At 59.4% G+C, this 18,614-nt stretch carries 13 protein-coding genes; 9 read left to right on the forward strand and 4 right to left on the reverse strand.

Translation table 11 applies throughout. From position 1 onward, the window contains the following. Positions 1 to 130: 130 nt before the first annotated feature. From BV106_RS36170 to BV106_RS24315, 4 genes are all read right to left on the reverse strand, one after another. Entirely contained in the window at positions 131 to 1,663 is a 1,533-nt protein-coding gene (locus BV106_RS36170; RefSeq protein ID WP_051946266.1) for a DUF4340 domain-containing protein, read from the reverse strand. 45 nt (positions 1,664 to 1,708) lie between these two features. Then, positions 1,709 to 3,715 carry a GldG family protein gene (locus tag BV106_RS24305; RefSeq protein ID WP_038169084.1) on the reverse strand — a complete coding sequence of 669 codons (2,007 nt, stop codon included), beginning with the start codon at positions 3,713 to 3,715 and terminating at the stop codon, positions 1,709 to 1,711. A gap of 39 nt (positions 3,716 to 3,754) precedes the next feature. Then, positions 3,755 to 4,513 carry an ABC transporter permease gene (locus BV106_RS24310; RefSeq protein WP_038169085.1) on the reverse strand — a complete coding sequence of 253 codons (759 nt, stop codon included), beginning with the start codon at positions 4,511 to 4,513 and terminating at the stop codon, positions 3,755 to 3,757. 95 nt (positions 4,514 to 4,608) lie between these two features. Then, positions 4,609 to 5,562, reverse strand: a complete 954-nt coding sequence (locus tag BV106_RS24315) for an ATP-binding cassette domain-containing protein (RefSeq protein ID WP_038169086.1) — start codon at positions 5,560 to 5,562, stop codon at positions 4,609 to 4,611. A gap of 316 nt (positions 5,563 to 5,878) precedes the next feature. Here BV106_RS24315 and BV106_RS24320 point away from each other — a divergent pair, with 316 nt between their 5' ends. The 9 genes from BV106_RS24320 (at position 5,879) to BV106_RS24360 (ending at position 18,602) form a co-directional block, all read left to right on the forward strand. Then, positions 5,879 to 7,693, forward strand: a complete 1,815-nt coding sequence (locus BV106_RS24320; protein ID WP_265596035.1) for a hypothetical protein — start codon at positions 5,879 to 5,881, stop codon at positions 7,691 to 7,693. 118 nt (positions 7,694 to 7,811) lie between these two features. Then, a complete protein-coding gene (locus BV106_RS24325; RefSeq protein WP_051946267.1) occupies positions 7,812 to 8,264 on the forward strand; it encodes a cyclic nucleotide-binding domain-containing protein in 453 nt (150 codons plus the stop codon). Positions 8,265 to 8,586: 322 nt separating this feature from the next. Next, positions 8,587 to 9,750 carry a PepSY-associated TM helix domain-containing protein gene (locus BV106_RS24330; RefSeq protein WP_038169088.1) on the forward strand — a complete coding sequence of 388 codons (1,164 nt, stop codon included), beginning with the start codon at positions 8,587 to 8,589 and terminating at the stop codon, positions 9,748 to 9,750. 26 nt (positions 9,751 to 9,776) lie between these two features. Next, on the forward strand, positions 9,777 to 11,909 hold the full coding sequence (locus BV106_RS24335; protein WP_038169089.1) for a TonB-dependent siderophore receptor: 2,133 nt from the start codon (positions 9,777 to 9,779) through the stop codon (positions 11,907 to 11,909). 255 nt (positions 11,910 to 12,164) lie between these two features. Further along, on the forward strand, positions 12,165 to 13,001 hold the full coding sequence (locus BV106_RS24340; RefSeq protein WP_265596036.1) for a hypothetical protein: 837 nt from the start codon (positions 12,165 to 12,167) through the stop codon (positions 12,999 to 13,001). A 329-nt stretch (positions 13,002 to 13,330) separates the two neighbouring features. Beyond that, positions 13,331 to 15,151, forward strand: a complete 1,821-nt coding sequence (locus BV106_RS24345) for an IucA/IucC family protein (protein WP_051946268.1) — start codon at positions 13,331 to 13,333, stop codon at positions 15,149 to 15,151. Beyond that, positions 15,148 to 16,425, forward strand: coding sequence for an AMP-binding protein (locus BV106_RS24350; RefSeq protein ID WP_038169091.1), 1,278 nt, complete (start codon positions 15,148 to 15,150; stop codon positions 16,423 to 16,425). Before BV106_RS24345 ends, BV106_RS24350 begins: the two co-directional genes overlap by 4 nt. A gap of 9 nt (positions 16,426 to 16,434) precedes the next feature. After that, positions 16,435 to 17,730 carry a DUF6005 family protein gene (locus tag BV106_RS24355; RefSeq protein ID WP_038169092.1) on the forward strand — a complete coding sequence of 432 codons (1,296 nt, stop codon included), beginning with the start codon at positions 16,435 to 16,437 and terminating at the stop codon, positions 17,728 to 17,730. Continuing rightward, positions 17,727 to 18,602, forward strand: a complete 876-nt coding sequence (locus BV106_RS24360; protein WP_038169093.1) for a sugar phosphate isomerase/epimerase — start codon at positions 17,727 to 17,729, stop codon at positions 18,600 to 18,602. Before BV106_RS24355 ends, BV106_RS24360 begins: the two co-directional genes overlap by 4 nt. Positions 18,603 to 18,614 lie beyond the last annotated feature (12 nt).

Here is an 18,614-nt window from a genome sequence, read left to right on the forward strand (position 1 = left end):
GTTCAATTCCACCCAAACAGGCAGTACCCGCACAAGGCCTACCGCTCCCAGAACGCCCTGAGGGTGTTGCAACAAAAGGGCACGGCGGATAGCCGTGCCTTTTGGTAAACTTTGAGAAGCGAAGGATGCCTTACTGAGCCTTGGGAGCGTCGGCAGGCTTGGCCTCTTCAGGGGCCTTTGGTGCCTCGACCTTGGGAGCTTCTGCGGGAGCCGATTTGGCCTCGGGAGCTGCCGCAGGTGGCTCGGGAGCCTTGGGCGCTTCGGCTGGCTTGGCCGCCTCAGGAGCCTTTGGAGCGTCGACTTTCGGAGCCTCAGCGGCAGCCGGTTTGGCCTCGGGAGTCGCGGCCGTTGGCTTGGGAGCCACCTTAGGCTTCTCTTCGGCGGCAGGTGTCGGAGCGGGCACTGGTGCTGGTGCAACAGGCACAGGTGCCGCCGGTGCCCTCAAGAGCGGAGGAGGAGAGGCACCCAGGGCACCTGCAGCCGGAGTTCCGGCACCTTCAGGCGCACCTTCAGCGGTTTTTTCACGCAACACTTCCGAGCGCTTCTTGAGCAGGTCTGAGACACCATAGCTGCTCACTTCAAACACTTTGCCTTCGGAAGCCTTTTCTTTGGCCAGCTTGTCTTCGAGCAATTTGGTTGTCGCGGCGAATTCGTCATCCAACCGCTTCTTGTCCTCTGGCTTCTCGTCGGCGGCAGGCTTGCGCTCCTTCGGGAAGTTTCCGGACACCTGCACCGTGATGAAGTACTTGGGCTCAGCCTCCCCTTCCTTCTTCTCAAGAATCTGCACCTCGTAGGTGAAGCCCTTGAAGGTTTCCAGCTTCACCTTGGTTGCTCCCTTCATGAACTCAGGCGTGGCCTGTTCCTTGGTCAGCACATCGTTGAACACGACTGCCGAGAGAGCCCGGTTGAGAACGTCGGCCTTCGCGGTGTCCAGCTCTTCACCCGCCTTCGCATCCGTGAACAGGAAGGGGTTTTGCAGATCCTTGCGAGCGGCACTCCAGCCATCCGCCGTGTTCGGAGGAACGATGGTGACGGACTTAATCTCCTGCACGTCGATGAAGGACTTGTCGAGCCACTCCTTCGGATCCGCCTGGAGTTCGAAGAGGCTTTCGCCCGTCAACCACACGGTGTCACCATCCTTGGGATTGCGGATATAGCGCTGCTGACCAGCGCCCCCCATGAAGTTGCCGCTGGAGGCACCGCCGGTGCTCTCCACGGACTTCCCAGCGACAAATGAGCCGAGCACTTCGCCCTTCTCATTCTTCAACTCAACCTGCAGGCCGGTGGATTCCGGCCCTGCCTCCCCTGGAGGAAGCAGACCGACTTCGCCCAGAACGGACTTCCCGACGTTTTGCTTGCTCAGGAGTTTGATGTTCGAGACTGCGGCCACAGCCTTGGAGAGCTTGTCATAGGCGGCAGGATAGTTCTCGCGCTCTTTCACCACCCACTTGTCGCCTTCAACGACAAGGGTCACGGTGTTTTTGCCTTCACGGATAACCACCTGGCGGATGTCCTTGGAAGGAAGATCAGTGAACAATGTGGCGCGGTCCTTCACCCCGACCAGCCGGGCGGAGTTCAGGCTTTTGTCGCGCAGCTTGCCGTAGAAGAAGGCAAATCCGACGAGTCCACCGAGGACGATCAACAATACAACTGGCTTTTTCATGGTCAGTGATTCAAGAAAAATGGTACCAAGTCACGTGGACGAATATTAGTGAGCGGCCTGCAGGGAGCGGCGGCGGGCGGCGATGCTGACGCCGACTGCGATGATCAGCAGCGGAACTGCCGCCATGTTCAGCAAGGTGATGAGAAACTCGCGACGATCCTTCATACGGGTCTGCTCCTTGATGAGCTCCCGGCGTTTCGCCATCAGTTCCACCTGCTTGTCTTGCAGTTGCTTGGCCTGGGCCTCATTCGGGTTCAGCATGATCAGGCCCTGCGTCGCTTTCACGCCGCCGCCCTTGGCGATCTCCTGCACCACGTCATTGAGGTCCTGCTCGATCTTCTGCATCCGCGGGCGATATTGCTCCTCGATGTTGGCGTTCAGTTCCTGAAGCTTGGTGAAGGGGCGGTTCGCGGAAGAACGGCTGCGCACGGCGATCAAGTCGGCACCGCCGGACAGGAGCTCCACAGTGTTCAGCAGCAGGGGCAGGTTCGAGTTGCTCATGCGCATGGAAGCGCCGCCCATCGGGTCACGCTCGACGACGAATTCATCGTACTCCATGTCCACATCGCTGAACAGGAAGACGGCGCCATCGTTGTTGACAGACTCCTTGAGCGCAGGCTTGGCCTCTTCCTTCTTGTCCGCTGCAGGTGCACCAGCAGGCTTGTCAGCTTCACCACCCGTGCCGCCGGGAAGCATGCCCGGAGGGAATCCACCGGGGAAACCGCCTGGCATTCCAGGCATGCCACCAGGACCTTCCGCAGCCGGAGCGGTTGCTTTGGGCTGGCCATCAGGGAATGCCGTCTTGAACCGGCCGGTCAGACGCACACCCATCACCTGGGACTTGCCGCTGGCCTGGAAGTCCTTCAGGTCTTCACGCATGGCCTTCTCGGCATCGGTGGTGTCGATCAGCTGGGACTTCTCGGAAGAGTGCACCAGCGTGGTCGCAGTCACGTTGCCCTTGGCCGCCACATTGAAGGAGCCTGCGGAGAACATCTGGACGAGCTGCAGGGGCTCCGTCATGGGCTCCTTGTTATTGATCCCCTCTTTCGGAATGCTCAGGAATGTCGGAACCGCGCGGCGGTTGTTGGCCGTGCGGAAGGTCATGTCAGCAACGACAAGGTTCTTGTCATAACCCACGCCCCACTCCTTGAAGAGGGTCGGCAGGTCGGAGTTCGGGGAAACGAACGTAGTGGGTGCGCGGCCCATCTGGCCAGGGTTGTTGTAAGCCCGGCTGACGAGGCAGTGCGGATCCACGAAGGCGATCACTTTTCCGCCCTTAAGTAGGAACTGGTCAATGGCGAACTCTGCCCGGGGGGTGATGTCGGCAGGATGGATCACGAGCAGGATGTTGATGTCAGAGTCCACAGCTTCGCTGGACATCGGCACCTCCCGCACATCATAGTCCAGACGGAGCTGCTGGATCGTAATCCAGGGGCGCTGCTGGTTCTGCTGCATCCCGGGCGGGAAGTTGAAGGCCGGACCGGAGATGGGCATTGGGCTCATCACGCCGATCACGCTGCGCTTGGTGCGGGTGACCTGGGAGAGAGCACGGGCGATCTGGTACTCCAAGGTGCCTTCTTCAGCAGGAGTCAGCGTAGGAATGATCTCCTTCTTGTCCAGCGACTGGATGGCGAGGCCAAAGTAGGCTTTGTCCCCTTCTTCGTTGACCGTGTAGCCCTGGATGTCATCCGCCACGGCTTTGTCTTCCTCTTCCGTGTTCGGGCGGGGGTCGATGTTTTCCAGCGTGATCTTGCCGCCGCTGGCCTTTGTGATTTCCAGCAGCAGGTCACGGACCGTGTTGCCATACGTCTGGCCCCACTGGGGCATCAGGCGACTGTCGGTGGTGGCGTAGAATCGCACCGTGACCGGCTTGTCTGGATTTAGGCCTTCCACGATACGGCGGGTGCCGTCAGAAAGGGTGAAGATCCCCTTCTCGGTGAGGTCCATGCGGAAGTTGAGGAAGCCAAGGCCGCTGACCAAGATGTTCACCACCACAACGATGGCGATCACAAGCAGCAGCACGAGGGCGCTGAGAGTAGTTTTCGATTTCATGCGCGAAAAGAAAGTGGGCAATTGAGTGTCAGAGGCGCATCAAGCACGCTTGGCCTGGATGGCGTAGTGGGTGATGCCGAGGCAGACGCCGACAACACTGAGGAAATAAAGCACGTCGTCGAAGACGAGCAGGCCCTTGGACATTTCGTAGAAGTGGGTCATGAAGCAGAGTTCGGCGATGAAACGCACCACTCCGTCCAGCCCAGCCGGGGTGACCTTCAGCAGGAAGTCCACTACCTGCTGGAATCCGAAGAGGAAGAGCAGCAGGCAGATGGCCACAGAGATGATGAAGCAAATGACCTGGCTCCGGGTAAACGCACTCACTGCGCTGGTGATGGCCAGGCACGCCAGGGCGTAAAGATAGCTGGCGACATAGCCGCTGATGATCGGACCAGGATCAGGCTCGCCCAGATACGAAACGGTGAGGATGATCGGGAACGTCAGCGCCAGACCGATCGCCCAGACCGTGGCAGCCGCGAAGTACTTGCCCAGCACCGCATGCCAGGGAGAAATCGGCATGGTGGCCAGCAGTTCCATAGTGCCGAGGCGTTGCTCCTCCGACCACAGCTTCATTCCCACTGCAGGCACCAGTACCAGGTAGATCCAGGGGTGCCACATGAAGAAGCTCCCCTGCCCAGACAGCGTGGCGTTGTTTGAGGAGAGGAATCCTCCCACGATGAACGTGAAGCCCATGGCGGCGATCACGAAGATGAACAGGATGATGTAGGCTAGGGGCGAGTTGAAATACGAGAAGAACTCCCGTTTAAAAACCGCAATGATGTTTTTCGTTGGACTCATGGTGAGCAAATCAGGTCAGCTTTGAAAAATAGATTCAGCGGGTATCCGCCCCTCTGGGAGGGCACCCGTCTTCATTCTGGTGGGACTTCAGCCGGTCAGGCGGCGGTGTCCGAACGGGTGATGGTGCGGAACACCTCATCGAGGCGCCCTTCTTCACGGTGCAACTCCTCTACCCTCCATGACTTGGCGGCCAGCAGCGTGCCAATGTCACGGACCAAGTCCTCAGGCTTCGCTTTGCGAGAAGGGAACACCCGACCGCTGAACCCGAGTTCATCCATCGCTGCGGCCTCAACTTTGTCCACCCCAGCGAGCTTCTCAAGTTCGGCACGAATACCGGACCCGACAAAGCCACGCACCGTAACTCGCACTGAATCCGCACCCGGAGCCCGATTCTTGAGGGAACTCGGCGTGCCATCGGCCACGACTTTGCCGCGGTCAATGATGATGGCGCGGGAGCAAACCGCCTCCACTTCTTCCAGAATGTGGGTGGAGAAAACGATGGCCTTGTTTTGGCCCATCCGCTTGATGAGGTTCCGGACCTCATGCTTTTGGTTGGGGTCCAGGCCGTCCGTGGGCTCATCCAGGATCAGCACCTCGGGGTCATGAATGATGCTCTGGGCCAGGCAGGTGCGGTGACGATAGCCCTTTGAGAGGGTGTCCACGCTCTGATTGCGCACCGGCTCCAAGAAGCAGGTCTCCAGTGCCTTGTCGATCGCCTTCGAGCGGGCGGAACCGTAGAGACCACGCATTTCTGCGCAGAAGCCGAGGAATCCCACCACGCTCATGTCCGAATACAGCGGAGCATTCTCAGGCAGGTACCCGAGGGCCCTTTTCGCGATCTCCGGCTTCTCGAGCATGTCGACACCGCCCACGCTGATCGACCCTGCCGTGGGTTGGAAGTAGCCCGTCACCATGCGCATGGTGGTGGACTTGCCGGCACCGTTTGGCCCTAGGAAGCCCAGCACCTCACCTTTTTCCACATTGAAGGTGATTCCATCGACGGCCACCTTCGGACCGAACACTTTGCGGAGGTCTTTTACCTGGATCATACTTTAGGGATTCTGGTCTCTTCCTGAAATGTGCAATGCAAACGGGAGGTTACAAACGGCGGTCAGACAGGATTGTTGCTCCCTTGTTCAAGCGCCGGGAACTACAACTTTCAAAGCAAAAAGGCCTCTTTGCGCAAGAATTTTCTTTCATTCAGCTTTCAGAAAAAAGCCTGTCCAAACGAGCTAAAAATGCGGGTGTCTTTCCCCTTCACCCTCACCCGGGGCCCGAACCTGACAAAACGGAAATTCAACATCCTTGCCACCGGATGCGTCAGTTCGTATGCTGGGCGTCTTTTCTGCCCCGCTCCCGCCCCCAATGCTGACCTCCCAGAACCCAGATCCTACTGCGTCCCGGCCGTTTGTCCTTTTGCGCCCGCTGATTGCCGCCTGGCACTGGTTTTTCCCTCCCACCCAGGCCCATATCGACCGGCAGTCGCGGACTGCCCGGATCGCGGCTGGCTCGTTGATCCTGCTCGTTTGCATCGGCATGATGGTCTTCACCGTCATGAATGCCCGGAAGTGGCATGATGGTTTTCAGACCTGGCAGTCGAACCGGCTCATCAATGAGGCCATCCAGCTCAAGGAACAGGACAAGTTTGTGGATGCCTGGCTCAAGGCCCATGAAGCGTACGCCAAGGACGCTGACAACGTGCGGGTGCTCCGCGTGATGGCCCAGTTCTACACCTACATGCAGAAAAAGGAGGCCGGGTGGTTCTTCGACCGGCTGCGCCAGAAAGGGGCCATGACCGATGAGGACACCACGTTTGAGATCGAGGCCCTCGCCTCCATTGCGGAAAACAAGCAGGCCCAAGACCAGATCGAGCAGGTACTGAGGACTTCCAAGCCGACCCAGAAAGTCGTGGAGCTTGCTGACGTGGTCTTGAGGAAAAATCAGCGCAGCCGTCAGCTCCTGCAGATTCTGGACACGTTTGTAGCGCAGGAGCCAGACAACATGGATATCAAGCTGCTCTATGGCCGTCGCTTGGTGGAATTTGGCACCTCCGATGAGATCGAAAAAGGCCTGAAGCTGCTTTGGGAACTCGCCTCCGACAAGGGGGCGAACGGCCTGGCCGCACTGGAATTCCTCGACCGGGTCAAAACGATCAGCAGCGAGGAAAAACAGAAACTCATCGAACTGCTCGACAGTCATCCGATGGTGAAGGAGGAGCACCGTATCGCCGCCTTGCGTCGTCAGGTGGAACTGGAGCCCGCCCGCAAGCAGGAGATCATCGCCAAGGCCATGGAAGCCCGGCGTGGTGCCAAACGCGAAGATCTGGTGCCGCTGGCCCGCTGGCTGACCACGGAAGGTGAGAACGAGAAACTCCTTTCCTACCTCGATGCTGACATGGTCCGGGACTATCCCCCGCTCCTTGAGAACTATCTCAACGCCCTCACCCTGCTGGGTAGAAACGAAGAGCTTGCCGCTCTGATCAATGACCCTCGCACCAGACTGACGACCGCCATCCGCGCGTTTCACAAGGCCCACCTGGCCTTTGTCACCAAAGAATCATGGGAGAAGGTGAACGAACTTCTCAAGGAAGCCCTTGCAGCCATCCAGAGCGAGGGGCGGCAACCCATGCTTCTGACCCTCGCTGACTATGCCGAGAAGCGCGATCACATGAAGGTAGCGGAAGAAGCCTACAAACTGGCTTCCCGCAGCAACCGGGCGGATCTGGCGGGCTACGAGGGCCTCCTCCGACTGACCTACCGGAACGGCAACACGGCCGGATTCCTGGCGGCTGCCCAGGAGACCGTGCAACGTTGGCCTGAGAAAGAGGTGTTTGAGGAACGCTACCTGTACAGCGCGCTGATCTCCGGCGTGGATATGGAGCAATCCATCGCCCGGGCCACCCGCCTGCTCTCGACCCGCCCTGCGGATTCCATGAGAAAGTTGATCGTGGCTTTGGGCGAGATCCGGATGTCCAACCCCAAATCTGCGGCCACGGCGCTCCAGCGGATTGACTTGGGAGACCTCACCCCCGGACAGGGCGCGGTGCTTTGCGGCATCATGCAGGCGGCGGGTTACGGCGACCAGGCCCGCTCACTGGCAGGCAGAATTCCGGATGACACCCAGATGCTGCCGGAGGAAAAGCAGTTCCTCATGATGGCAAAAGCCGCACCAAGGGGCTAGCCGGGACGTTCCGCTGTCAGCCGATGAGAGCTGCGGGAAATGCTGTGTGAACGACCTTCGATCACGCCTGGCGACAATTCAGGTGAGTTTTCCGACATCGGGAGTATCCTCCCTCACCGTGAAACCCATTCTTGCGCCGTTCCAGCACTTGGAGATTCGCAGTCTGCCTGCCGGAGAGGTCGTCATGACCCAAGGCGAGCCTCATTGTCGGCTCTTGGTGCTGATCGAGGGCGCGGTGGAGGTGATCAAGGACGATGTACGCGTAGCCCGCTCCCGCGAACCGGGCGCCGTCTTCGGAGAGTTGTCTCTGCTGCTGGGCGGCCCACATACCGCCACCGTCCGCACCACCCAGCCATCCTCGTTTTACGTGCTGGATGATCCCATGGAGTTTCTCCGAGCCCATCCAGAAGCGGCCCTAGAACTCTGCCGCCTGCTCGCGCGCCGCATTGACGCACTGAATCGCTATCTGGTGGATGTTAAACACCAGTTTGAGGGACAAGAAGGCCACATGGGCATGATCGGCGATGTCCTGGACACCTTGATGCATCATCAACCGAAGGCCTCCGCCTAGCAGAGGGACCGAACGTCAAGCGTAGACAACCCTCCGTCCCAGGTCAGCCTGCGGCCAATTGCCAGTCGCAAAAGGCCAAAGCAATCGCACGTGCAAGAGGCAGACTGAAAGCCGCCTCTCGCCTCATTTGACGCGCTCAAATCGATAGATAGCGGTCCCATCACCCGCTGCTGACGAAGTGCTTGTGCCCTGGCTTTTTTTGCGAACGAAAGCTGGTTGGCGAAGGTGTCTTTGGGTTGTCACTTTTGTTAATACTGGGCTTGCAATCTCTTTGCAACTGCGTCTCATTCGCGTTCTCATTAGATTTTCCTGTGAGATCCGCATGACTCTTCGCAAAAGCATCTTCTGGTGCCATCTCGTCGCCGGCCTCATTGCCGGACCGATCATTGCGATCATGTCGGTGACCGGGATTGCGATCTCCTTCGAGGAGGAGATTTTGCGATGGCATGACCGGCGGGCGATCCGCCTGGAAAGCACTTCGGGACAAGCAAGGACTCCATTGCCCGTCGCAGAACTCACCCGGAAGATCGAAGCGAGCAGCGCAGGAAACAAGGTTTCCTCCATCGCGATGTTCAGCGATCCCGGGCGCGCCTGGGAGGTGCATATCGGCGAGGACGGGCCTTTCTATCTGGATCCATTCACCGGCGGCACGCGAGCATCGCAGGCCCATGATGCTCACGAAATCATCCACAAGCTGGAGGAATGGCACCGTTGGTTGGGAGCCGACGATGGGCTGAACTCCACTGGGCGCATCGTTACAGGCGTTTCGAACCTCGCGCTCGTGATCCTCTGCGTGACGGGCCTCTATTTGTGGTTTCCCCGCCGGTGGAGCTGGCGGGCGTTGCGCCCTCTCCTCCTGCTCGTCAAGGGCTTCAAGGGCAAAGCCCGCGACTTCAACTGGCACAGCGCCTTCGGCTTCTGGGCGCTGCCCGTTGTCCTCGCCCTGTCACTCACTGCGGTGGCCATTTCGTTCGAATGGGGCCACCGGCTGGTTTTCATCCTGGCTGGCGAGGAACCTCCGAAGTCTCGCAACTATGGCATGATGGCCGTGCCGTCCCCCGTTGTCCCTCCCCCAGCCCCTGGGACATCCCCCGTTCCCCTCGATACTTGCTTCGCCCGCATCGCCGCCGCATTTCCCAATTGGGAATCCATCACTCTGGAAGCGATGCCAGATCCCGCCCGCAGCCCGTTGGACCCGCTGGAGTTCGGAGTCACCGTGCCTGACCACATGCCTAGCCGGGCCTACATCCCGGTGAAATCCGATCCGTTCACCGGAGAGATTCTCCAGCAAGTCCGCTTTCAAGATCGCAGCGCTGGCCTTCAGGCGCGCGTGTGGATTCGCTTCTTGCACACCGGCGCAGCGTTCGGACTGCCCGGCAAGATCGTCGCCTCGTTGGCCACCGCCGCGCTGCTCGTCCTCGTCTGGACCGGCATCGCTCTGAGCTGGCGCCGGTTTTTCCGCAAACCCCGCCCCCAGGCCGCGTGAGGCGAATTCTTCCCCTTCCTTTCATCATGAAACGAAAACACAACAACCTACTAAGCACTCCCAACGCCATCACCGTTTGCTGTGGTCTGGCAGCCTCCAGTCTCCTTGGTCAAAGCGCTCCGCCCGCAGAGACGCCAAAGCCTGAGGACACCGAAACGATGGAAGAGGTGGTTGTCACCTCAGAGTTCCCGATTCGTTATCTGGAGACTTCCACAACAGCCGCGCTGTTCTCGGACGTTCCGCTGATTGAGACGCCTTTCAGTGTCAGCGTGTACAATGAAGAGTTGATCGAAGACCGGCGTGCTTTCACCCTCAAGGATATCCTCCAACACGACCCGAGCATCGCGATTCAGATGCCCGGCGGATTCTACGGCACGCAGAACTTCGGCCTGCGCGGCTTCCGGGTGGATAACTTCAACGGCTACCGCATGGACGGCGTGCCGATCATCAACACGGTTGCCCCCACCCTCGACGACAAGGCGCGGGTAGAACTGCTGAAAGGCCCCTCCGCACTTCAATTTGGCTTCATGCCTCCCGGCGGTGCCATCAATCTTGTGCGTAAACATCCCCAGGCCGACGCGACCAGCCTGCAGTTCGATGTCGACACCTTCGGCAGCGTGTATGGCCAGATTGACACCAGCGACATCGTGGCCGGAGGAAAGTTTGGCTACCGTCTGGTACTAGCTGCCGACGAGTTCGACAGCTTCTACGACAACGCTGACGGCAACCGCTTCATGGGCTCGTTGTACACCGAGTGGAAGCCAACTGATGGGGTGAACATTTGGACCGCGATCGGGGGCCAGGATCTCGAGCGCAGCGGCTACTACGGTCCTATGATCACGGCCAACGGCCGTGTGCTGGACACTGGCGTGAAGACCAACATCATGCAGGACTGGGCGAAGAATGAGCAGCAGACCTTCGACGCCGCAATCGGCATGGACGCCAAGCTCAACGACGATTGGAAGCTGCGTCTCGCTGTGAACTATCAGGATGCCCAGCGGGAATCCCGCCTGAGCTATCCCTACTCCGTGCTGGAGAACGGTGACTTCACCGACGGTGCCTTGCTCACCAATGGCCCCTTCGAGTGGCAATCCTGGGGCGTGCACGCGCACCTGGACGGCACCTTCAACACGGGCAGCCTGAAGCATAACACCGTGGTGGGTGCTCAGTGGCGCGCCTACGACACCTCTGGCGAGCGCAGTTTCCCTGACGTGGGGCCGAACAACGCCTACAAGCTGAGTGCCCTTCCCATCCCGGCAGCAGCTGGGTGGACGGCGCTCGATTTCGAGTACAATGAGATCGGCGTCTTCGCGACCGACATCATCGAATTCAATGAATACTGGTCGATTCTGCTGGGCGGTCGCTTTGGCCGCTTTGAGAACACCTATCCGACGGATCCCGCCTCCGATGACACAGTTGATGCATGGACCCCGACGGCAGCATTGATGTTCTCGCCGACCGAGAATGTGCACACCTACTTCACCTACACTCAGGGTGTGCAGGACGGCGGAACCGCCAGCCGCGCGGCAACGAATGCCTTTGCACCTCTCGGTGTCCAGAGATCCGAGCAATTCGAACTCGGCGTGAAGACTGAGTTGTTAGAAGGCCGTCTCGCAGGCGAGCTTGCCTTGTTCCAGATCGATCAGGATCTCGCCGCCATGAATCCGGCCACTGGCATCGAATCGTTCTCCGGCGTCCAACGTCATCGGGGCATTGAAGTTACCCTTCGGGGCAAAATCACCGACTCCCTGCAGACGGGCTTCGCCTTTATGCTGTTGGATGCCGAGCAAAAGGACACTGGTTATGCCGAACTCGACGGTCGGACACCCCAGTATGTTCCTGAGTACCAGGCAAACCTCTGGGCGATTCTCGACATCCCGCAAGTGCCAGGCCTCTCTCTGAACGCCAACGCCCGTTTTGTGGACAAGCAGTTCCTTGATCAGACGGAGCAGTTCGCCACGGGTTCCTACGTTGTGCTGGATGTCGGTGCCACCTACCGGCGCAAGATCTCCGATGCAGACTGGACGTTCCGTGTGGGCATCCGGAACCTGCTGGATGAGCGTTACTACGAATCCGGCGAGTTCTATCCTGGAGACGCTGGCTATCTGTCCTACGGATCACCGATCTCGGCGGTGTTTTCCATTCAGGTGGACTTTTAATTCGTAGCGGGGCTCACCCCCGCCGCCCTTGCTGCGGCACCTGGAAAGAACCAGGTGCCGCAGCTTGTCTTCAAAACGCATCCCTCAACAAGGATGCTGCACCTCCTCATGCCGCCCCACCACCCCTGGGTGGTTTCCTCGATTCTACCGGCCCGAAAAGCAAGTCCCGGCGAGTTTGCCAGCATCCGATCCGCTTGATATCACCCGCAATGCAAGCGGGAAGCCCATCTGGTGCAGTGATTCAGCATGTTGACCATGTTAGCCCATCATCTCACTTGTCTGGCGGTCCTCGCCGCTTCCGCCACCTGCCTCCAGGCGGGAGGTCAAATCGTCGCTGAACCCGATTCCGCATCCCTACTCAGTGGGGAAATGGGCATCACGGTGGCGAACCAGTACATCACACGCGGATTTGTCGTACAAGGTGAGGGCACCTCCTTTCAGCCGCATCTCGATCTCAATGTCGACCTCTACGAAGGCGACGGGTTCATCAACGCGGCCTCAGCCTTTGTTGGCTTGTGGTCGGCAATCGGCTCTACTCCCTACGAAAGCGTTGGCAAAGATGGCAGCCGATACACAGAGTTAGACTACGGGTTCGGCGCCTCCATCACCTTCGCAGAACGCTGGACGATCTCCAGCTTCTACAACCGCTGGACCAGCCCCGCGGGAGCCTACGATGACGGCCACTGGATCAGCGCAACGCTTGAGTTTGATGACCATGGACTCTTTCCAGGGACTTTTTCCCTGGAGCCCTTTTTCAAGATCGCGCACGAGTTTGGCAGCGACCTCGCACCTGGTCTTTGTTTCGAGCCAGGCATCCGCCCCAATGTGACGTTTTTCCCGGAAAGCGACGCCCCCATCAACGCTGGACTGCTGGTCATGGCCGGACTGGGGCGCGGATATTTTGGTGTGGACTACGGTTACTTCGCCATCGGCCCGCAGGTATCCATCCCCCTTGGTTTCATCGATCCCACGGCCGGAAACTGGACCGTCACTGCGGAATGCTTTTACTACGATTTCGGCCGCACTACGACGGCTGAGAATGGACAGGAGCACAGCTGGTTGGTCAGCCTCAAGCTGGCCGTAAGATTCTAACAACAGGGATACCTGGACGCAGCAGCCCGTGCACCCACTTGAAGCATGAGACACCCAACGCGATCCCTGCATACAGCGCTGCATTTGGTCTTTGCATCAAGTGAAGTTGATAAGGCTGTCCGACAGAGAAAAACCACCGGATCGACACCAACACGCATTCTGATTTCAGACCTGGAAAGCATTCCCGGGTTATTTTCCTTTTAAGATTATATCTTATAAGCAACTAACCAAACATTTAGATTGCACTAATGGACTTGCAATTGAGACTGGGACTGCGACGCAGTCGCGTTAACTAACTTCACTCAATGGTTATACCCTCTCCAATTTCCTTGGATAACCAAAACGCCCTTTCAACTGAGAATCAGAAAGCAGGCGTTGGACACACTCCGGACGAGGCAGACCGCCGCGTCATCCGCCAGTTCGTTGAAGCCTTGTTGTTTGAGCGGCTGGTAAACTATCAGGTCACGCCCCGCACGGCCTCCTCCCCCGGAGCATCAGACGCCGCGCCCATCTACGGCATGCAGGTGGACTTCACGGTGGGAGAACTGCATTTCCGGTGTCTGGCAGCGTTCTCGTCCTATGATCGCGTGAGAATCGCGCACGGCTCTGTGGTCCGGATGGTCGATGACAAGCCGACAGCTTTCCGCATGGCCGAACTCCTCCGGGCGATGGAGATACCACCCGCTGGGAAACAACGCCTGCTGGAGGAACTGACGCAAACGATCGAACTCCACCGGTGGAACCGGACCCACCTCGATCATCATCGGAACCCGCGTCGGGCCCTCGATTTCCCAACGCTGGAGTCGGCCATTGTCGAAGGCCACCAGTACCATCCCAGCTTCAAGACGCGGACGGGTTTTACTCTTGCGGACCATCAGGCTTATGGTTCAGAGGCGGGCAGCACCTTCCAGTTGCACTTCATGGCGGTGAGCCGCGGCCTCCTTCGCACCGCACTGCCCGGGCACGAGGAAGACTTTTGGAAGCAGGAACTGGGTACTCCCGCCTACTACTGGATTGCCGCGCGGCTCGATGAGCTCGGCGGCGATTTCGAGCGTTATACCCTCGTTCCTGCCCACCCCTGGCAGGCGGGTGATCTGCGTGAACGGGGCTTCGAGGAATTGCTCGACTCAGGGGATTTGCTTCCACTCGGCCCGGCGGGCGATCACTATCACGCCTCCCAGTCGCTGCGCACGCTGATCAACGTCTCTCATCCGGAGAAGGCGAACATCAAGCTGCCGCTCGACATCGTTTGCACCTCCTCTCGCCGCAATCTCGAGCCACACTTCGTATGCACCGCCCCGCTTCTTTCGAGGTGGCTCGTCTCCCTCGTCGCAGAAGATCCCTTCCTTCAGCAGGGCAACCGCCTGCAACTGCTCAGCGAGTATGCCGCTGTCTCGTACGAGCCGGAGGCAGACGAAGAAGAGGAAGAAGACGCCGCGGGGCTGCTCGGGGTCATTTTTCGCGAGAGCATCATCGGTCGATTGGGAGAGGGTGAAGCCGCGCTCCCCTTCACTGCCCTGACCTTGGTCGAATCGGATGGACGTCCCTTCATTGCGGAGTGGATCGAATCCTATGGCGTCGAACGTTGGGCAGAGCGCCTCGTCGAGACCGTGGTGATCCCGATCTGGCACATGCTCGTCCATCATGGCATCGCCTTTGAGGCGCACGCGCAGAACCTCATCCTCGTGCATGAGAACGGCTGGCCGAAACGGATCGTGCTCCGTGACTTTCACGAGGACACCGAGTTCGTGCCCGAGTTCCTCGGCCGCCCTGAAACCGAGCCTGACTTCGCCTCTGTCGATCCCTTCTTCGAGACGATCCCCCTCGATGATGGCTATCGCATGGAGCTGGTCGAATCCCTGCGGCAGCTCTACGTGGACACGGTTTACGTCTTCAACCTCGCCGACGTGTCGTTCCTGCTGGCCCGTTTCCACGGCTTCACCGAAACGGAATTCTGGAACCTGGTCAGAGCGAAGCTGGATGCCTATGCCGCATCCGGAGTCACTGAACCCTCGCGCATTGCGAGACTCGAAGCGGACAAACCCGACATCATCGTGGAGTCGCTTCTGACAAAGACCATCCACCGCGGTGGCACGCTCGACTACTACGAGCACGAGGTCCGCAACACCCTCCACGGAGCAGTCTCATGATCCACGTTGACGACCAAGCCCACGACCGGGGGTATTTCGAGAGCCGGTTCGCGCAGTTCGACACCTATCCCGTGCTTTCCGGGTGCACCGGACGCCGCCTCGCGGTTTGCCTGCAGGATACCGCCCTGTGGATTGCCCTCTGCCTCTACATCCAGAAAAAGGGCGGCACAGTATTTCCTCTTCCCATCGACACGCCGTTGGACGGCGCACGCCGCCGTGCCGAACGCAGCGGATGCGAGGTGCTCATTGTCGCCTCGGGCGCGGGCTCCCTGGAGATCGTCGAAATCGATTCGCCAATTCCCCGCCCCGACGCCCCGGCCGGTCTCATCCAGACGAGTTCCGGCACCACTGGCGAACCCAAGTTCATCGAACGAAGCTGGTCTAGCATCGACACTGAGATCGAGAGCTACGTCCGTCATTTTCCGGAGGCGAATGACTGGACTCCCATCGTCGCCTGTCCCGTGACGCATTCCTACGGCCTCATTTGCGGAGTCCTGGTCGCGCTGCGGCGGGGCGTACAGCCGGTCATCATCCGGAACCTCAATCCAAAGTACATTCTCCGGAAACTCCGCGAGGCTCCCTCGCCCATCCTCTATTCGTCCCCGGCCATGATCGCCACGCTGGCCATGCTCGTGAAGGAGGCGGAACCGCTTTGGGCCGTGATGACCTCGGGAACGGTTCTGCCGAAGGCGGCGTTCGAAAGCCTTGGGAAAAAGGTTCGCCATCTCTATCAGCAGTACGGCTGTTCCGAAGCGGGCTGCCTTTCACTGGGCACGGGTCTTCTCGCGGCGAATGATCAGGGCAAACCTCTTCCGCACAACGCGATCGCTGCGGGAGCGAACGCCGGGGAACCCGCAGACATTGTCGTCACCTTGCCCGATGGCCGGGCCGTCGAGACGCGCGACCTGGGTTACTTTGAAAACGACCGACTCCATTTCGTCTCACGGATCGATGAAATGATCAACGTCGCGGGATTCAATGTGTATCCCGGTGAAGTCGAGGAGGTCATTCTCACGATGCCCGGGGTCCGGGACGCCGTTGTCTTCAAGAAGAGCCGCGGCTTCGGTGGCGACCAGGTCTGCCTCCAATTCGTCTCTGACGAGGCACTTTCTGCCGACACCGTGCGGCACTTCTGCGCTGGCCGGCTCGCCGCCCACCAGATTCCCATGAACATCGCACGCGTGGAAACCATTCCCCGCCTGCCCAATGGAAAAATCAGCCGCCGCGCCATCTCCGAGGCGCCTGCCGCACCCGCCCTCGCGGCCCAGATCTAACCTTCTGACATGAAAACGAGAGAACAAATCATCGAGCAAATCTATCAGTCGCTCGCCAGCAACATGAAGCACCTCGACCTGAGCGGCTTCCAAAGTGATGCATGGCTGCGCGAGGATCTGGGGCTCGATTCTGCCGACACACTCGAACTGCTGGTCAGCCTGGAGGTCGCCTATGATCTCTCCCTGCCGGAAGCGGCCATCATGGACAAGGATTTTTCCACCGTGCGGGCCGTGGCCAAACTCTTCTTCGACGCGCAGCCGCGCCCCCATCCCAACAAGCTGCTCGAATACGAGGAGGACATCAAACTCCACTGCTTCGTGAGCTGCCTTAGCGAAGTCATCAAGCGCTTCGACTTCGACCAGCGCACTCTCTACTTCGGCGTATGGGATTCGGAAATCGTCGTCACGGAGAAGTGCCAGATCTCCTACCACAGCGAACGGATCAGCCATCAGTTTTTCCTCGACTGGTACGAAAGACTCTTTGGCATCAAGGTCGCGCCCTGGTTCGACCACGACCTCGATCGTGAGGAAAACATCCGACGGCTCGTCTCGCTCGTCGAGAATCGCACCCCTGACCAGCACATCATGGTGATGCTCGACATGCACCGCCTGCCGGAGCGCGTCAACGAGTTCAACAAGGACCCCTTCCCGCACTACCTGATGCTGGGTCCGACCGAAAAGCCGGACACTTGGTTCGTCTATGACCCTGACTACCGATGGGAAGGCGTCACGACCAAGGAGCGTCTCCTCCACGCAGCACGCCATCCGTCCGTGGGCGGCGGCTACGTTTTCTCTGACAAAAACGCGCACGAACCGCACCCGACCCAGATCCGCGCCTACTACGAGCACAGCATGCTCCTCGACCGTCATCTCTTGACTGAGGCGGTACGCCAGATCATCGAGGCCCATCTTGGAGGCTGCGACAAGAACGGTGACGAACTGCCGCTTTCGAACCTGCGGCATGCCCTCGACGACGTGCCCATCCTTTCCATCCGCAAATACTCCTACGAGCACGGCTTCGCCTTCTTCTGGCGCGAACTGGAGTTGGAGGAGGCTGAGTTCGACCACTGGTGCGAGGTCATCGACGAGTTGGCGAAGACCTACACCCTCATCCAGTTCCACGCCATCAAGCTGGCCACCACTGGCGACCGCCGTATCGGCGACAAGATCTTCGAGCTGCTCGACAAGCAAGTGGAGCGCGAGAACCGCATCAAGGGGCGGATGCAGGAGGTTTTCGAGATGTGGTGCGAGCAAAACTTTTCCCAGGAAACAACTGCCATCGCTGAACTGGAGGCCGCACGATGAAGCTTTCCCTCTGCACCATCTCCTTCCGGCACCACCTGATCTCGCTGAAACAAGTGGTGGAATGGGCCGCACCACGCGGATTTTCTGGCATCGAGCTCTGGGGCGTGCATGCCTTGAACCTGCGCGACCGGCCGGGCTACGACCTCGACTGGCTCCGGTCCCACGGACTCTGCGTCCCCATGCTAAGCGATTACCTGCCCGTGCAAGGAGACCGCCAAACCGTCATCGACAAGACCGTTGATCTCTGCCGCCTCGCGCAAAGTTGGGGGGCAAACAAACTCCGCACCTTTGCCGGCAACAAGGCCAGCCACGAAGTCTCCGTCGAAGACCGACAAGATTGGACTCGCCGCATGCGTGAGCTCTGCACCATCGCCGATGGGAACAATGTGAAACTCGTCGTGGAGTTGCATCCCCACACCCTGGCCGACACCCGAGAATCGACGCGGCAGCTCATTGAGGAGATCGACCACCCCGCCCTGCGGCTCAACTTCGACGTCCTCCATGTCTGGGAATCGGGAGCTGACCCCTTCGAAACCATTGGCGAGTTCGAGCCGCTCGTCGCCCACATGCACCTCAAGAACGTGCGCTCCCGCTCCTTCCTCCAGGAGTTCCTGCCCGGAAACGTCTATGCCCCCGCCGGCAGTCGCGCCGGGATGGTGAGCCTCTTCAATGGTGCCTTCGACTACCGCAAGTTCCTCGCCTTCGTCATGAACGAAACCGCGCTCTGGCCCACGCTTGACGCCTCGCTCGAATGGTTCGGACCCCATGTCCTCGCGACGCTGGAGCAGGACGCCGAGCTTCTCTCGCTCCTCGAAGTTGAAACCCTCGGCCTTAAAGGGTTGCAGGAAACCACCGTCACCACCGCACGCTGACAACCGGGACAC

Origin of the sequence: Verrucomicrobium sp. BvORR106, from assembly GCF_000739655.1 — a bacterium.
In the GTDB taxonomy this organism is placed as follows: Bacteria; Verrucomicrobiota; Verrucomicrobiia; order Verrucomicrobiales; family Verrucomicrobiaceae; genus Verrucomicrobium.